A 15571-nucleotide genomic window follows, 5' to 3' on the forward strand; every position below is an offset into this window, starting at 1 on the left:
GCGGTGCGGCTCGTTCCCACAGGGTCCCGCTTACTCTTCTTCTTTTTCCTGGATCGGCGCCGGCGGCGGACGCAGACCGATTTCTGCGGTGAGCTTGAGTTCTTTACCGTTGCGCATCACCTGAATCGTGACCTTGTCGGTCGGTTTGATGCGCGCCACCTGGTTCATTGACTTGCGACCATCGCCAGCCGGTTCACCGTCGATGCTGAGGATCACGTCGCCCAATTGCAGGCCGGCCTTTTGCGCCGGGCCGTCACGGAAAATCCCCGCGACCACAATTCCCGGGCGTCCCGACAGGCCAAACGATTCCGCCAGTTCCTGACTCAACGGTTGCACTTCGATGCCGAGCCAGCCGCGAATCACCTGGCCGTGTTCGATGATCGACTTCATCACTTCCATCGCCAGTTTGACCGGGATCGCGAAGCCGATGCCTTGCGAGCCACCGGACTTGGAGAAGATTGCCGTGTTGATGCCGGTCAGGTTGCCGTTGGCGTCCACCAGTGCACCGCCGGAGTTGCCGGGGTTGATCGCGGCGTCGGTCTGGATGAAGTCTTCGTAGTTGTTCAGGCCCAACTGATTGCGCCCGGTGGCACTGATGATCCCCATGGTCACGGTCTGGCCGACGCCGAACGGGTTGCCGATGGCCAGGGCCACGTCACCGATGCGCAGGTTGTCAGAACGGCCGACGGTGATCGACGGCAGGTTTTTCAAGTCAATCTTCAATACCGCGAGGTCGGTCTCCGGGTCGCTGCCGATGACCCGGGCCAGGGTTTCACGACCATCCTTGAGCGCTACCACAATCTGGTCGGCACCGCTGGTCACGTGGTTGTTGGTCAGCAGGTAACCTTCCGGGCTCATGATCACGCCCGAACCGAGGCTCGACTCCATGCGCTTCTGCTTGGGCGAGTTGTCGCCGAAGAAGCGGCGGAACTGCGGGTCTTCAAACAGCGGATGGCTGGGTTTGTTGACCACTTTGGTGGTGTAAAGGTTGACCACCGACGGCGCAGCCGTGGTCACCGCATCGGCATAGGACACCGGGCCCTGCTGCACACCAAGGGTTTGCGGGGCTTGTTGCAGATTGACGTCGAGGCTTGGCAGCCCGACCCACTGCGGGTAACGCTGAATAATCAGTAGAGCGACAAGCACGCCGGCCAACAGCGGCCAGCCGGAAAAACGCAGCGCCTTGAGCATTAAGCACGTCCTGAGAGGTTGCAGGCGGTATGAGACCGCCCATAATGTCGCGCATTATACGAGGCCGCGCGCGCCTCTGAACGGGATATTTAGGAGTCTTTTATGGCCGTCGCCCTGAGCACCCTGGTCGAAGAAGCCGACCGTTACCTGGCAAGTGCGAAGATTGCCGATTACTGCCCCAACGGCTTGCAGGTCGAAGGCCGGCCGCAAGTAATGCGCATCGTCAGCGGTGTCACCGCCAGCCAGGCGTTGCTGGACGCCGCGGTGGAGGCCCAGGCCGATCTGGTGCTGGTGCATCACGGCTATTTCTGGAAAGGCGAGAACCCGTGCATCACCGGCATGAAGCAGCGCCGGTTGAAAACCCTGCTCAAGCACGACATCAGCCTGCTGTCCTATCACTTGCCGCTGGACCTGCACCCTGAAGTCGGCAACAACGTACAGCTTGCCCGGCAATTGGACATTACCGTCGAAGGCCCGCTGGATCCGGACAACTTGAAAATCGTCGGCCTGGTCGGCTCGTTGAGCGAACCGATGACCCCCCGCGATTTCGCCCGTCGGGTACAGGAAGTCATGGGGCGCGAGCCGTTACTGATCGAAGGCAGCGAGATGATTCGTCGGGTCGGCTGGTGCACCGGTGGCGGCCAGGGTTACATTGACCAGGCGGTGTTGGCCGGTGTCGATCTGTACCTCAGCGGCGAGGCCTCCGAGCAGACGTTCCACAGCGCCCGGGAAAACGACATCAGTTTCATCGCCGCCGGCCACCATGCCACCGAGCGTTACGGTGTGCAGGCTTTGGGTGATTACCTGGCGCGACGTTTCGCCCTCGAGCACATCTTCATCGATTGCCCGAACCCGATTTGACTACAGGGCTGGAGCCCAAACGAGGGGGTATATTCATATACCCTTTCGATCTAGCCACCGTCCTGATTAGAAGAGGGCGCTGTGCTAGGATTCCCCGCTCGAACACGGCCCGCAGGCCGTCCATAAGATCGTTTTCGTGAGTAGCCATGGTCGACAAACTGACGCATCTGAAACAGCTGGAGGCCGAAAGCATCCACATCATCCGCGAGGTCGCCGCCGAGTTCGATAACCCGGTGATGCTGTACTCCGTCGGTAAAGACTCCGCCGTGATGCTGCACCTTGCGCGCAAGGCATTCTTCCCGGGCAAACTTCCGTTTCCGGTGATGCACGTCGACACCCAGTGGAAGTTCAAGGAAATGTACGCGTTCCGCGACCGCATGGTCGAAGAGCTCGGCCTGGACCTGCTGGTACACGTCAACCCCGAGGGTGTTGCGCAGGGTATCAACCCGCTGACCCACGGCAGTGCCAAGCACACCGACATCATGAAGACCGAAGGCCTCAAGCAGGCCCTCGACAAGTATGGCTTCGACGCCGCATTCGGTGGCGCCCGTCGCGACGAAGAGAAGTCCCGTGCCAAAGAGCGCGTGTATTCCTTCCGTGACAGCAAGCACCGCTGGGACCCGAAAAACCAGCGCCCGGAGCTGTGGAACGTCTACAACGGCAAGGTCAACAAGGGTGAATCGATCCGCGTATTCCCGTTGTCGAACTGGACCGAACTGGACATCTGGCAGTACATCTACCTGGAAGGCATCCCGATCGTACCGCTGTATTTCGCAGCCGAGCGTGATGTCATCGAGATGAACGGCACCTGGATCATGATCGACGACGAACGCCTGCTCAATCACCTGAGCGACGAAGACAAGGCGCGCATCGTCAAGAAGAAGGTCCGTTTCCGTACACTGGGCGACTACCCGTTGACCGGTGCTGTCGAGTCCGAGGCCACCAGCCTGACCGACATCATTCAGGAAATGCTCCTGACGCGAACTTCCGAACGCCAGGGCCGAGTCATCGATCACGATGGCGCCGGTTCCATGGAAGAAAAGAAACGTCAGGGTTATTTCTAAGGGGTTGTCATGTCGCACGCATCTGATTTGATCAGCGAGGACATCCTCGCCTACCTGGGCCAGCATGAACGCAAGGAAATGCTGCGCTTTCTGACTTGTGGCAACGTCGACGACGGCAAGAGCACCCTGATCGGGCGCCTGCTGCACGACTCCAAAATGATCTACGAAGATCATCTGGAAGCCATTACCCGCGACTCGAAAAAAGTCGGCACCACCGGCGAAGACATCGACCTGGCATTGCTGGTCGACGGCTTGCAGGCCGAGCGTGAGCAGGGCATCACCATCGATGTCGCCTACCGCTATTTCTCTACCGCCAAGCGCAAATTCATCATCGCCGATACCCCCGGCCATGAGCAGTACACCCGCAACATGGCCACCGGTGCATCCACCTGTGACCTGGCGATCATCCTGGTCGACGCCCGTTACGGCGTGCAGACCCAGACCCGTCGCCACAGCTTTATCGCCTCGTTGCTGGGCATCAAGCACATCGTTGTCGCCATCAACAAGATGGACCTCAACGGCTTCGACGAAAGCGTATTTGAGTCGATCAAGGCCGATTACCTGAAGTTCGCCGAAGGCATCGCGTTCAAGCCGAGCACCATGGCGTTCGTGCCGATGTCCGCGCTCAAGGGCGACAACGTGGTGAACAAGTCCGAGCGCTCGCCGTGGTACACCGGCCAGTCGCTGATGGAAATCCTTGAGACCGTCGAAATCGCCAGCGACCGCAACTACACCGACCTGCGTTTCCCGGTGCAGTACGTCAACCGTCCGAACCTGAACTTCCGTGGTTTCGCCGGCACCCTGGCCAGCGGCATCGTGCACAAGGGCGACGAAGTCGTTGTGTTGCCGTCGGGCAAGAGCAGCCGCGTGAAATCCATTGTCACCTTCGAAGGTGAGCTGGAGCATGCAGGCCCTGGTCAAGCGGTGACGCTGACCATGGAAGACGAGATCGACATTTCCCGTGGCGACTTGCTGGTGCACGCCGATAACCAGCCGCAAGTGACCGACGCCTTCGACGCCATGCTGGTGTGGATGGCCGAAGAGCCGATGCTGCCGGGCAAGAAGTACGACATCAAGCGCGCCACGACTTACGTGCCGGGCTCGATCACCAGCATCGTCAATCGCGTGGACGTGAACACCTTGGCCGAAGGCCCTGCCAGCTCGTTGCAGCTGAACGAGATCGGTCGGGTCAAGATCAGCCTCGACGCGGCCATTGCGCTGGACGGTTACGACAGCAACCGCACCACGGGTTCGTTCATCGTCATCGACCGTTTGACCAACGGCACGGTTGCGGCCGGCATGATCATCGCTCAGCCGCTGGCGCATGGCAGCAGCTCCCACCACGGCAAACTGGCCCATGTAGCCACCGAAGAACGCGCCCAGCGCTTCGGTCAGCAACCGGCCACCGTGTTGTTCAGCGGCCTGTCGGGCGCTGGCAAAAGCACCCTGGCGTATGCGGTTGAACGCAAGCTGTTCGACATGGGGCGCGCGGTGTTTGTACTCGATGGCCAGAACCTGCGTCATGACCTGAACAAAGGTCTGCCGCAGGATCGCGCCGGGCGCACCGAGAATTGGCGTCGTGCGGCGCACGTTGCGCGTCAGTTCAACGAAGCCGGCCTGCTGACACTGGCGGCGTTCGTTGCCCCGAGTGCCGAAGGTCGTGAGCAGGCCAAGGACCTGATCGGCAAGGAGCGTCTGCTGACGGTCTACGTCCAGGCCTCGCCGACGGTCTGCGCCGAGCGTGATCCGCAAGGTCTGTACGCGGCGGGTGGCGACAACATCCCGGGCGAATCCTTCCCGTACGACGTGCCGCTGGATGCCGATCTGGTGATCGACACCCAGTCGCTGTCGCTGGAAGAAAGCGTCAAGCAAGTGCTGGATCTGCTGCGCAAGCGTGGCGCGATCTAAGCATTAGCTGAAAACAAAAAGCCCGCAGATGAGTGATCATCTGCGGGCTTTTTTGTGTCCGGGAGGGCACCTTCGCGGGCACCTCAAGAATTCACTGGATACTCCCGGTGCATTTGTCCCAACAGCGCATCCTTGTCCTGCCACAATTGATTGATCCACCCCTGAAACTCCAGGCGATACACCCCGTCCTGGTCGTAGTTCTTGCCAACGAACTGCGGTGGAATCTTCAGCTCCTGAAAGTGCACCACTACATCCTTCACATTGCCGCAGAGCAAATCCCAATAGCCTGGACGCCCGGCCGGGTAGTGGATGGTCACGTTGACGATGGCTTCCAGCTGGTCGCCCATGGCATCCAGCACGAATGCAATGCCGCCCGCTTTCGGTTTGAGCAGGTAGCGGAACGGTGAACTCTGCTGGGCGTGTTTGCCCTCGGTAAAGCGTGTGCCTTCGACGAAGTTGAAAATTCCCACCGGGTTATTGCGGAACTTGTCGCAGGTCTTGCGGGTGGTCTCCAGGTCTTTGCCCTTCTTCTGCGGATGCTTTTCCAGATAGGCCTTGGAGTAACGCTTCATGAACGGAAAACCCAACGCCCACCACGCCAGGCCAATCACCGGTACCCAGATCAGTTCCTGTTTGAGGAAGAACTTCAGCGGGCGGATGCGACGGTTGAGCACGTACTGCAACACCATGATGTCGACCCAGCTCTGGTGGTTGCTGGTGATCAGATAGGAGTGCCGATAGTCCAGGTCTTGCAAGCCGCTGAGGTGCCAGCGTGTGCGGCAAACCAGATTCATCCAGCCCTTGTTGTTACTGATCCACGCTTCGTGGGTATGACTCATCAGCCAACGCGCGAAACGTTGGGTGAGGGCGAACGGCAACACTTTGAACAGCGCCACACAGAACAGAAACGAGCAGAGCAGAATCGTATTCAGCGCCAACAGCAGCGAGGCGATCACGCCGCGCACGGGTGCAGGTAGAAAATCCAGCATTTAAATATCCATAGGTCGGTTGGCCGCTTGAATCGCGGTCAACGCGATGGTGTACACGATGTCGTCGACTTGCGCGCCACGCGGCAGGTCGTTCACCGGTTTGCGCAGGCCTTGCAGCATTGGCCCGAGGCTGACGCAGTCGGCGCTACGTTGCACGGCTTTGTGGGTGGTATTGCCGGTGTTCAGGTCGGGGAACACGAACACCGTGGCACGACCGGCCACCTGACTGTTCGGCGCCAGTTGCCGGGCCACGGTTTCGTTGGCAGCGGCATCGTATTGCAACGGGCCGTCGATCAGCAGTGAGTGTTGCTGTTCGTGGGCGAGCAAGGTGGCCTCGCGAACCTTCTCGACTTCTTCGCCGCTGGCCGATTCACCGCTGGAGTAGCTGATCATCGCCACTCGCGGAGTGATGCCGAACGCCGCTGCCGAATCGGCGCTTTGCAAGGCGATCTCGGCCAGTTCGCTGGCGCTCGGGTGCGGGTTCATCACGCAGTCGCCGTAGACCAGCACTTCTTCGGGGAACAGCATGAAGAACACCGACGACACCAGGGTGCAACCCGGCGCGGTCTTGATCAGTTGCAGGGCCGGGCGGATGGTGTTGGCGGTGGAGTGAATGACCCCGGACACCAGCCCGTCGACTTCATCCAGCGCCAGCATCATGGTGCCGATCACCACGGTGTCTTCCAGTTGCTGCTCGGCCATCGGCGCGTTGAGGCTTTTGGTCTTGCGCAGCGCAACCATCGGCTCGACATAACGCTCGCGAATCAGGTCCGGGTCGAGGATTTCCAGCCCCGGTGGCAACTCGATGCCTTGGGCGCGGGCGACCGCCTCGACGTCTGCCGGTTTGGCCAGCAATACACAACGGGCAATGCCCCGGGCCTGGCAGATCGCAGCGGCTTGCACGGTCAACGGCTCGCTGCCTTCAGGCAACACGATGCGCTTGTTGGCGGCCTGGGCGCGCTGGATCAGTTGATAGCGGAACACCGCGGGCGACAGGCGCATTTCCCGTGGCGTGCCGCAGCGTTGGTGCAGCCAGTTGGCGTCGAGGTGGCTGGCGACGAAATCGGTGATGATCTCCGCGCGCTCGCGGTCGTCGATCGGGATTTCCTTGTTCAAACCGTTCAACTGGTTGGCGGTGTCGTAGGAACCGGTACTCACCGACAACACCGGCAGGCCGGCCTGCAAGGCGCCACGGCACAGCTCCATGATGCGTGGGTCGGGCAGGGTGTCGCTGGTCAGCAGCAGGCCGGCCAGGGGCACACCGTTCATCGCTGCGAGGCTGACCGCTAGGATGATGTCGTCGCGATCGCCGGGGGTCACCACCAGCACGCCGGGCTTGAGCAGCTCCACGGTGTTGCGCACGGTGCGGGCGCAAATGATGATTTTGGTCATGCGCCGGGTTTCGTAGTCTCCGGCATTGAGCACCTGAGCGCCCATCAACTCGGCCACGTCACGGGTGCGCGGCGCGTTCAGCTCCGGTTGAAACGGGATGCAGCCGAGCAGACGGAAGTCGCCACTGCGCAGCAACGGCGAGTGCTCTCTCAGGCGCGAGGCGAAGACGTCCATGCTTTCGTCGGTCTTGACCTTGTTGAGGATCACGCCCAGCACTTTCGGGTCCTTCGGCCCGCCGAACAATTGCGCCTGCAATTCCACCCGGCCGGACAATTCGGTCAGCACTTCGTTTTCCGGCGCCGAAACCAGAATCACGTCGGCGTCGAGGCTCTTGGCCAAGTGCAGGTTGACCCGCGCGGCGTAGCTGGCGCTGCGGGTCGGGACCATGCCTTCGACAATCAGCACGTCCTTGCCGATAGCGGCTTGCTGGTAAAGGGTGATGATTTCTTCGAGCAATTCGTCCAGCTGACCGTCGCCGAGCATCCGCTCGACATGGGCCAGGCCCAGCGGCTGAGGCGGTTTCAAACCGTGGGTGCGGGCCACCAGTTCGGTGGAGCGTTCAGGGCCGGTGTCGCCCGGGTGCGGTTGGGCAATCGGTTTGAAAAAGCCGACTTTGAGGCCGGCCCGCTCAAGGGTACGCACCAGCCCGAGGCTGATGGAGGTCAGACCCACACCAAAATCGGTGGGCGCGATAAAAAAAGTTTGCATGCGGATTCTCTAAGGGTGCATGGCAATGGTGAACGCCTATGGCTGGCGTTCTACCGATATTCAGTGGTCAAGGTTATCGCTAACCGAGCCTTGTGCGCACCAACCGCAATCAAAGGGCTGGCCTATTTTTTCATTGCGCAGCGCAGGGTCCAGCACCCAGGCCCGGGATTGCCACGGCGGCTGGTGCCGCAGGTGTTGGGTATGGCCGCAGGACAGCTCGGCCACCCAGTGCCCGTCCTCGTCCTGATGAAAACCTGTAATGGTCGAGGCTTTCATTGCACCCCGTTTGTCTGGGTTGTGTTCGCTTTCGGGCGATTGCTTCGCTAAACTTGGACATTCATCTTTCTTATGCAAAAGGTCTCGCCCCATGCTGATCGCCGCCAATAAGGCTGTCTCCATCGACTATACCCTGACCAACGACGCTGGTGAGGTCATCGACAGCTCCGCCGGCGGCGCGCCGCTGGTCTACCTGCAAGGCGCAGGTAACATCATCCCGGGCCTGGAAAAGGCACTGGAAGGCAAAGCAGTCGGTGACGAACTGACTGTTGCCGTAGAACCTGAAGATGCCTACGGCGAATACGCAGCCGAACTGGTCAGCACCCTGAGCCGCAGCATGTTCGAAGGCGTCGACGAACTGGAAGTGGGCATGCAGTTCCACGCTTCCGCTCCGGACGGCCAGATGCAGATCGTCACCATTCGCGATCTGGACGGCGACGATGTCACCGTCGACGGCAACCACCCGCTGGCCGGTCAGCGCCTGAATTTCCAGGTCAAGATCGTTGCCATCCGTGATGCCAGCCAGGAAGAAATCGCTCATGGTCACGTCCATGGCGAAGGTGGCCATCACCACTGATTTTCTGCGCTAAGCTTTCGAGAACTGGAGAGGCGCCCGAGGGCGCCTTTTTAGTCCGCGGCTGTCCTTGGCGACATGACCAAGTGGCTGTTTCGAGAAGAACACGGGAAATTTGGAGTCCGTCATGAGTGCTTTTCACGACCTTACATTGAAAGCTTTGGATGGCCAGGAGTTACCTCTGGCGCCCTTCAAAGGGCACGTCGTGCTGGTGGTCAACGTCGCCTCCAAATGTGGCTTGACCCCACAGTACGCTGCTCTGGAAAACCTCTACCAGCAATACAAGGGCAAGGGTTTCAGCGTGCTGGGCTTGCCGTGCAACCAGTTTGCCGGGCAGGAACCGGGCACAGAGCAGGAAATCCAGGCGTTCTGCAGCCTCAACTATGGCGTGACCTTTCCGTTGTCCAGCAAGCTGGAAGTCAACGGTCACGAACGTCATCAGCTGTACCGCCTGTTGGCGGGCGAGGGCGCGGAGTTTCCGGGCGACATCACCTGGAACTTCGAAAAATTCCTGTTGGGCAAGGACGGTCGCGTATTGGCGCGGTTCTCGCCGCGTACGGCGCCGGATGATCCTTCTGTTATCCAGGCGATTGAAAAAGCTCTGAGTTAAAAGCGCAGATCAAGATCAAAAGATCGCAGCCTTCGGCAGCTACAGGTATTCACATTCCTCTGTAGAAGCTGCCGAAGGCTGCGATCTTTTCGTTTCTAATCCTTAATCACTCAAATCAATAGTGCTGTTCAAGGCAGGGCGCCCTCCATATTATCGCCGTCATAAAGCCTATGTCCCGTGGAGCGTCCAATGCCTGTCAAAGCCCTGTTCAAGCCTTTTCACCTCGGCGCTCTCGATCTGCCGACCCGCGTCGTCATGGCACCGATGACCCGCTCGTTTTCGCCGGGCGGCGTGCCCAACTCCAAAGTGATTGAATACTACCGTCGCCGCGCTGCCGCCGGAGTTGGCCTGATCATCACCGAAGGCACCACGGTCGGTCACAAGGCCTCCAACGGTTACCCGAACGTGCCGCACTTCTACGGTGAAGCCGCACTGGCCGGCTGGAAAAAAGTCGTCGATGCAGTGCATGCCGAAGGCGGCAAGATCGTTCCGCAGCTGTGGCATGTGGGCAGCGTGCGCCGTATCGGCACCGAGCCGGATGCCAGCGTGCCAGGTTATGGTCCGTCGGAAAAACTGAAAGACGGACAGGTCGTGGTTCACGGCATGACCCAGCAGGATATCCAGGAGGTGATCGCTGCGTTCGCCCAAGCCGCCAAAGACGCCCAGAGCATCGGCATGGACGGCGTGGAAATCCACGGTGCCCATGGTTATCTGGTGGACCAGTTCTTCTGGGAAGGCAGCAACCAGCGCACCGACGAATACGGTGGCAGCCTGGCCAACCGTTCGCGCTTCGCCATCGAATTGATTCAGGCGGTGCGCGCAGCAGTCGGCGAGGGATTCCCGATCATCTTCCGTTTCTCCCAGTGGAAGCAGCAGGACTACACCGCGCGTCTGGTGCAGACGTCAGAGGCGTTGGGCGAATTTCTCAAGCCGTTGTCCGACGCCGGCGTGGATATTTTCCACTGCTCGACACGCCGTTTCTGGGAGCCGGAGTTCGACGGTTCCGAACTGAACCTGGCCGGCTGGACCCGTAAGCTCACCGGCAAGCCGACCATCACCGTTGGCAGCGTCGGCCTGGATGGCGAGTTCCTGCAATTCATGGTCAACACCGACAAGATCGCACAGCCGGCCAGCCTGGAAAAACTGCTGGAACGTTTGAATAACGATGAGTTCGACCTGGTGGCGGTGGGGCGTGCGTTGTTGGTGGACCCGGACTGGGCGCAGAAAGTGCGTGACGGTCGTGAGCAGGACATCCTGCCATTCAGCCGTGATGCGTTGATGACGCTGGTGTAAATGGCGACTGAAAAGGCCTTTTCGCGGGCAAGCCTCGCTCCTACAAGGGCGAGGCTTGCCCGCGAAGCTTTTAAGGTAACAACGCTGCATCGGATAGAACTTGTTCCTGCGCACAAGCCCCCCGCAACTGCCCCTCGAACTGCTCGATAATCGCCGCCCAGCCCTGACGGCTTGCATGCTGGCGGGCATTGAGCCGCATGCAGCGCAAGGTTTCGCGCTCCTCCAGCAGCCAACGTGCCGCATCGCAGAACGCCTGTTCATCCCCGGGCATGGCCAATACGCCGTTATAGCCATGGCGAATATGCTGAGCCGCCGCAGCTTGATCGTACGCCACCACCCCCAGCCCTGAGGCCAATGCCTCAAGCACCACATTGCCGAAGGTTTCGGTCAGGCTCGGAAACAGAAACACATCCCCCGAGGCATAGTGACTGGCCAGCGCTTCGCCGCGTTGTGAGCCGCAAAAAATCGCCTCGGGCAATTCCTTTTCCAGCGTCGATCGTTGCGGACCGTCACCGACCACAATCAATTTCATGTTGCGCTGTGGATAAGTGGTTTTCAGCGCGTCGAAACTGCGCTTGAGCAGGCCAAGATTCTTCTCCTGGGCCAGGCGTCCTACGTGGATGAAGGCGATGTCATCCTCGGCCAGTCCCCATTGCTCACGCAGCGGTTTCAGTCGTTTGACCGGATGAAACAACTGGCTGTCGACGCCTCGAGAGAGTAACGCCAGACGCTCGAAACTGCGCCGCTCCAGCTCCAGTCGCTGGCTGGCGCTGGGCACCAGGGTCAGGGTCGAGCGATTGTGAAACCAGCGCAGGTAGTGGGTCAGCAAGCGCGTCAGCAACCCGAGCCCATACTGGCTGGAATACTGCTGAAAATTGGTATGGAAGCCGCTGACCACCGAAATCCCCAAACGCCGTGCCGCACGTAACGCCGACAACCCCAGCGGTCCTTCGGTGGCGATGTACAACACGTCCGGGCGATGGCGCTTCCAGCGCCGCAGCAGCTTGTGCATCGACGACTGGCCCCATTGCAGGCCGGGATAACCCGGCAGCGGCCAGCCTCGACACAGCAGCAACTCATCATTGCTGCCCGTCAGCGGGTCGCCGCCCTGACGTGGCCGCACCAACTCGACCTGATGCCCGCGCGCGCGCAAACCGTCGAACAAGCGGCCAAGAGTATTGGCCACGCCGTTGATTTCCGGGGGGAAGGTTTCGGTGATCAGAGTGATATGCAGAGCTGTCGTCATGACCTCAGTGTCGGCTGAGGCCATGTCGTCATTGTGACGGTGGGATGATGGATATATGACGCGATTAACTGCGTTCCGCCACCAGATTCTCCGCGCCACGCTCACGCACCCAGAACAGCGTCGCACCAGCCACGGCCGCCGGCATCATCAAAATGTTCACCACCGGAATCAGCAGCACCAGATATACGATCCCGCCAAAACTCATGCTCTGCCAGCGCTTCTTGCGCAGCCAGGCGAGCATCTCGTTCCAGCCCAGCTTGTGGTTGTCCGCCGGGTAGTCGATGTATTGGATCGCCATCATCCACACTCCGAACAGCAGCCACAGCGGTGCGGCAATGATGTTGACCACCGGGATGAACGACAGGATGAACAGCCCGATGGCCCTTGGCAGGAAGTAGCCGAGCTTGCGCATTTCCCGGGTCAGGGTACGGGGGATCATGGCGATCAGTTCGCCCCAGCTGAAGGTCGGGAAATCGTCGGTGCCGCGTACCACCACTTCGACTTTCTCCGCGAGGAAGCCGTTGAACGGTGCGGCAATAACGTTGGCGAGCATTGTGAAAGTGAAGAACACCATCAACACCACCAACACCACGAATAGCGGCCAGAGGATATAGCTGAGGAAGCTCAACCAATCGGGCAGGGACGGCATCAGCGTATCGACCCATAGGCTGAACTGATGACCGGCCAGATAGATCAATCCGACGAACAGCACCAGGTTGATCGCCAGTGGCAGCAACACGAACAGACGCAGACTTGGGCTCAGGACCAGATTGAGGCCTTCGCGCAGGTATTGCGGGCCGGACAGAACGGGGGCGGGCATAACGTGCTCCGAACAAGAGGGAAACGCGCCGACCTTACCGGCTTTGCCTGAGGTGCGAAAGCGCGGTAGCGGCATCGACATTAACTGTAACAAAGGCGTCTATACATTCACTGCAACGGAATAGAGACCGCCTATGAGCTGGATTGTTAAACCGTATTTCCTTAATCTTCGCCCCCTCGATACGCTGCACCCATTCTTTTACAGGACTGTCGAGCCCAAGCCTTCCCCAAGTGCTTTCAGCGGTCCTTTTTTATTCCCGCCGGCAATCCGGCGTTCCGCGCCCAGTGTTTCGGGCCGGTCAACAGGAGCAGGTCATGTCTGAAGTTCGTCATTCGCGAGTGATTATTCTCGGTTCCGGCCCTGCCGGTTACAGCGCTGCTGTCTATGCGGCCCGTGCCAACCTCAAGCCACTGCTGATCACCGGCATGCAAGCCGGCGGTCAACTGACCACCACCACCGAAGTCGACAACTGGCCGGGCGACGTCCACGGCCTGACCGGCCCGGCGCTGATGGAACGGATGAAAGAGCACGCCGAGCGCTTTGAAACCGAGATCGTGTTTGATCACATCAATGCCGTGGACTTCGCTGCCAAGCCGTACACCCTGATTGGCGACAGCGCGACTTACACCTGCGACGCCCTGATCATCGCTACCGGTGCCAGCGCTCGTTACCTGGGCCTGCCGTCGGAAGAAACGTTCATGGGCAAAGGCGTTTCGGCCTGCGCGACCTGTGACGGTTTCTTCTATCGCAACAAGCCAGTGGCTGTGGTCGGTGGCGGTAATACCGCTGTCGAAGAAGCGCTGTACCTGGCCAACATCGCCAGCACCGTGACCCTGATTCACCGTCGCGAAACGTTCCGCGCCGAGAAGATCCTGATCGACAAGCTCAATGCCCGGGTTGCCGAAGGCAAGATCATCCTGAAGCTGAACGCGACCCTGGACGAAGTGTTGGGCGACAACATGGGCGTGACCGGTGCTCGCCTGAAGAACAACGATGGCAGCTTCGACGAAATCAAAGTCGACGGCGTGTTCATCGCCATTGGCCACACCCCGAACACGTCGTTGTTCGAAGGTCAGCTGACGTTGAAAGACGGCTACCTGGTTGTACAGGGCGGCCGTGACGGCAACGCCACTGCCACCAGCGTCGAAGGTATCTTTGCTGCCGGTGACGTGGCCGACCACGTTTATCGTCAAGCCATCACCTCGGCCGGCGCCGGCTGCATGGCGGCACTGGACACCGAGCGTTACCTCGACGGCCTGCAGAACGTTTCGTTCTGATTCCTTAGAAAACAAAAAAACCGGCTTCGGCCGGTTTTTTTGTGGGCAGACGATTCTGCCTCAGGACAATTTCGCCAGGCACGCCTCAAGAATATCCAGCCCTTCTTCCAGCACGGCGGCCTCAGTGGTCAATGGCGCGAGCAGCCGAATGATGTGGCGCGACTTGCCGCTGGGCATCAGCAGCAAGCCCGAGTCTCGGGCCAGCGCCAGCAGTTGTGTCAATTGCGCCGAAGCCGGTGTGCCGTCGGCATTGATCAGTTCGATGCCGCGCATCGCACCCACGCCGGTCAAACGGCCCAGATACGGTGACAGTCCGCGTGCCCGCCAGGCTTCGTAGCGGCTGACAATCGCTTCTTCCTGCTGCGTGCCCCAGGCATGCAGATGTGCATCACTCATTTCGTCCAGGGTCGCCAGCGCGGCGGCGCAGGCGATGGGATTGCCTGAGTAGGTGCCGCCCAATCCGCCCTTGGGCAAGTTGTCGACTAGCGACTTGCGCCCGACAACCGCACCCAGCGGCACGCCACCGGCAATGCTTTTACCCAGCAGGATCAGGTCCGGCTCAATGCCCAGTCGCGAAAACGCAAACCGCTGGCCGGTGCGGCCGAAGCCGGACTGGATTTCATCGGCAATCAGCAAAATGCCTTTGTCATCACAGAAACGCCGCAGCGCCTGGGCGAATTCCACATCCATCGCCAGAAACCCGCCTTCGCCCTGTACCGGTTCGACGATAAAACAGGCCACGTCATTCACGTCGATCTCGACGCTGAACAGCCGATCCATCGCCTTCAGGGCCTCGGCGCAGGTCACGTCATTGTCTTTGCTGGGGAAGGGCAGGTGGTACACCGGCCCCGGCAGCACGCCGACTTTCTGCTTGTAAGGCGCGACCTTGCCGTTGAGGTTGAGAGTGGCCAGCGTGCGGCCGTGGAAGGCGCCGTCAAAGGCAATGATCGCGGTGCGGCCGGTGGCGCCGCGGACGATCTTCAGGGCGTTTTCCGCCGCTTCCGCGCCGCTGTTGGTGAGCATGCCGCTGACCGGGTAATCCACTGGAATAAACGCGGCCAGGCGATCCATGAGTTCGATGTAAGGCACATGGGGAGCCGCGTTGAACGCGTAGTGGGTCAGGCGGGTGGCTTGTTCACGAATGGCCTCGACGATGCGTGGATGGCAATGGCCGAGGTTCAGTACGCCGATTCCCCCGACAAAGTCGATGTAGCGCTTGCCATCGGTGTCCCAGACTTCGGCATTTTTGCCGTGGCTGAGACTGATGGGGTGAACAATGGAAATCGACTGACTGATGGTTTCGCTGCGCATGAATGGCTGACTCTGAAGAAGGGATGCTTCTTTTTATCTAAGCCGCGAGCA

At 60.1% G+C, this 15571-nt stretch carries 14 protein-coding genes; 7 read left to right on the forward strand and 7 right to left on the reverse strand.

Annotated features, from left to right (window positions below; translation table 11 throughout):
• Positions 1–30: 30 nt before the first annotated feature.
• Complete coding sequence (gene algW / locus AC07V0_RS06670) at positions 31–1191, reverse strand: Do family serine endopeptidase AlgW (RefSeq protein WP_018927192.1); 1161 nt, start codon at positions 1189–1191, stop codon at positions 31–33.
• A 102-nt stretch (positions 1192–1293) separates the two neighbouring features.
• Here algW and AC07V0_RS06675 point away from each other — a divergent pair, with 102 nt between their 5' ends.
• From AC07V0_RS06675 to cysN, 3 genes are all read left to right on the forward strand, one after another.
• The gene (locus AC07V0_RS06675) at positions 1294–2052 is read left to right on the forward strand and encodes a Nif3-like dinuclear metal center hexameric protein (protein ID WP_018927191.1); all 759 of its coding nucleotides are present in this window, start codon (positions 1294–1296) and stop codon (positions 2050–2052) included.
• A gap of 146 nt (positions 2053–2198) precedes the next feature.
• Positions 2199–3116: a sulfate adenylyltransferase subunit CysD gene (gene cysD / locus AC07V0_RS06680; RefSeq protein ID WP_007941268.1), complete on the forward strand. Its 918-nt coding sequence runs from the start codon at positions 2199–2201 to the stop codon at positions 3114–3116.
• Positions 3117–3125: 9 nt separating this feature from the next.
• On the forward strand, positions 3126–5024 hold the full coding sequence (cysN, locus tag AC07V0_RS06685) for a sulfate adenylyltransferase subunit CysN (RefSeq protein ID WP_018927190.1): 1899 nt from the start codon (positions 3126–3128) through the stop codon (positions 5022–5024).
• A gap of 83 nt (positions 5025–5107) precedes the next feature.
• On the opposite strand, the gene yihG is transcribed toward cysN, so the two are convergent.
• The 3 genes from yihG to AC07V0_RS06700 are packed head-to-tail and all read right to left on the reverse strand — an operon-like array spanning position 5108 to position 8512.
• Positions 5108–6013 (reverse strand): 1-acylglycerol-3-phosphate O-acyltransferase, YihG family, encoded by a 906-nt coding sequence (gene yihG, locus AC07V0_RS06690; protein ID WP_086944707.1) that lies wholly within the window; start codon positions 6011–6013, stop codon positions 5108–5110.
• Entirely contained in the window at positions 6014–8113 is a 2100-nt protein-coding gene (gene pta, locus AC07V0_RS06695; RefSeq protein ID WP_018927188.1) for a phosphate acetyltransferase, read from the reverse strand.
• A gap of 60 nt (positions 8114–8173) precedes the next feature.
• Complete coding sequence (locus tag AC07V0_RS06700; protein WP_064621356.1) at positions 8174–8512, reverse strand: DUF3565 domain-containing protein; 339 nt, start codon at positions 8510–8512, stop codon at positions 8174–8176.
• On the opposite strand from AC07V0_RS06700, the gene AC07V0_RS06705 reads away from it, so the two are divergent.
• The 3 genes from AC07V0_RS06705 (at position 8481) to AC07V0_RS06715 (ending at position 10866) form a co-directional block, all read left to right on the forward strand.
• Positions 8481–8966, forward strand: coding sequence for an FKBP-type peptidyl-prolyl cis-trans isomerase (locus AC07V0_RS06705; protein WP_007942189.1), 486 nt, complete (start codon positions 8481–8483; stop codon positions 8964–8966). The genes AC07V0_RS06700 and AC07V0_RS06705 overlap by 32 nt on opposite strands.
• A gap of 124 nt (positions 8967–9090) precedes the next feature.
• Entirely contained in the window at positions 9091–9573 is a 483-nt protein-coding gene (locus tag AC07V0_RS06710) for a glutathione peroxidase (RefSeq protein ID WP_064620279.1), read from the forward strand.
• 189 nt (positions 9574–9762) lie between these two features.
• Positions 9763–10866, forward strand: a complete 1104-nt coding sequence (locus AC07V0_RS06715; protein WP_086944708.1) for an NADH:flavin oxidoreductase — start codon at positions 9763–9765, stop codon at positions 10864–10866.
• Positions 10867–10936: 70 nt separating this feature from the next.
• Here the strand turns inward: AC07V0_RS06715 and AC07V0_RS06720 are convergent, their stop codons facing one another.
• Both AC07V0_RS06720 and cysZ read right to left on the reverse strand, forming a co-directional pair.
• Positions 10937–12136, reverse strand: coding sequence for a glycosyltransferase family 4 protein (locus AC07V0_RS06720; RefSeq protein ID WP_018927184.1), 1200 nt, complete (start codon positions 12134–12136; stop codon positions 10937–10939).
• A 40-nt stretch (positions 12137–12176) separates the two neighbouring features.
• Positions 12177–12932 carry a sulfate transporter CysZ gene (gene cysZ / locus AC07V0_RS06725; RefSeq protein ID WP_086944709.1) on the reverse strand — a complete coding sequence of 252 codons (756 nt, stop codon included), beginning with the start codon at positions 12930–12932 and terminating at the stop codon, positions 12177–12179.
• A gap of 314 nt (positions 12933–13246) precedes the next feature.
• Here cysZ and trxB point away from each other — a divergent pair, with 314 nt between their 5' ends.
• On the forward strand, positions 13247–14209 hold the full coding sequence (gene trxB, locus AC07V0_RS06730) for a thioredoxin-disulfide reductase (protein WP_018927182.1): 963 nt from the start codon (positions 13247–13249) through the stop codon (positions 14207–14209).
• Between the two features lie 60 nt (positions 14210–14269).
• Here trxB and AC07V0_RS06735 read toward each other — a convergent pair whose 3' ends face one another.
• Positions 14270–15520, reverse strand: a complete 1251-nt coding sequence (locus AC07V0_RS06735; protein ID WP_018927181.1) for a 2-aminoadipate transaminase — start codon at positions 15518–15520, stop codon at positions 14270–14272.
• Positions 15521–15571: the final 51 nt, after the last annotated feature.

The organism is Pseudomonas sp. GW821-FHT01E10, from assembly GCF_059422365.1.

What these genes read in the sequence shown, in the direction of transcription:
- AC07V0_RS06720 (WP_018927184.1), bottom strand. Translation starts at nt 12,136, where the DNA reads ATGGCCTCAGCCGACACTGAGGTCATGACGACAGCTCTGCATATCACT.
- cysD (WP_007941268.1), top strand. Translation starts at nt 2,199, where the DNA reads ATGGTCGACAAACTGACGCATCTGAAACAGCTGGAGGCCGAAAGCATC.
- AC07V0_RS06675 (WP_018927191.1), top strand. Translation starts at nt 1,294, where the DNA reads ATGGCCGTCGCCCTGAGCACCCTGGTCGAAGAAGCCGACCGTTACCTG.
- AC07V0_RS06700 (WP_064621356.1), bottom strand. Translation starts at nt 8,512, where the DNA reads ATGGAGACAGCCTTATTGGCGGCGATCAGCATGGGGCGAGACCTTTTG.
- AC07V0_RS06715 (WP_086944708.1), top strand. Translation starts at nt 9,763, where the DNA reads ATGCCTGTCAAAGCCCTGTTCAAGCCTTTTCACCTCGGCGCTCTCGAT.
- AC07V0_RS06735 (WP_018927181.1), bottom strand. Translation starts at nt 15,520, where the DNA reads ATGCGCAGCGAAACCATCAGTCAGTCGATTTCCATTGTTCACCCCATC.
- algW (WP_018927192.1), bottom strand. Translation starts at nt 1,191, where the DNA reads ATGCTCAAGGCGCTGCGTTTTTCCGGCTGGCCGCTGTTGGCCGGCGTG.
- cysN (WP_018927190.1), top strand. Translation starts at nt 3,126, where the DNA reads ATGTCGCACGCATCTGATTTGATCAGCGAGGACATCCTCGCCTACCTG.
- pta (WP_018927188.1), bottom strand. Translation starts at nt 8,113, where the DNA reads ATGCAAACTTTTTTTATCGCGCCCACCGATTTTGGTGTGGGTCTGACC.
- AC07V0_RS06705 (WP_007942189.1), top strand. Translation starts at nt 8,481, where the DNA reads ATGCTGATCGCCGCCAATAAGGCTGTCTCCATCGACTATACCCTGACC.
- AC07V0_RS06710 (WP_064620279.1), top strand. Translation starts at nt 9,091, where the DNA reads ATGAGTGCTTTTCACGACCTTACATTGAAAGCTTTGGATGGCCAGGAG.
- trxB (WP_018927182.1), top strand. Translation starts at nt 13,247, where the DNA reads ATGTCTGAAGTTCGTCATTCGCGAGTGATTATTCTCGGTTCCGGCCCT.
- yihG (WP_086944707.1), bottom strand. Translation starts at nt 6,013, where the DNA reads ATGCTGGATTTTCTACCTGCACCCGTGCGCGGCGTGATCGCCTCGCTG.
- cysZ (WP_086944709.1), bottom strand. Translation starts at nt 12,932, where the DNA reads ATGCCCGCCCCCGTTCTGTCCGGCCCGCAATACCTGCGCGAAGGCCTC.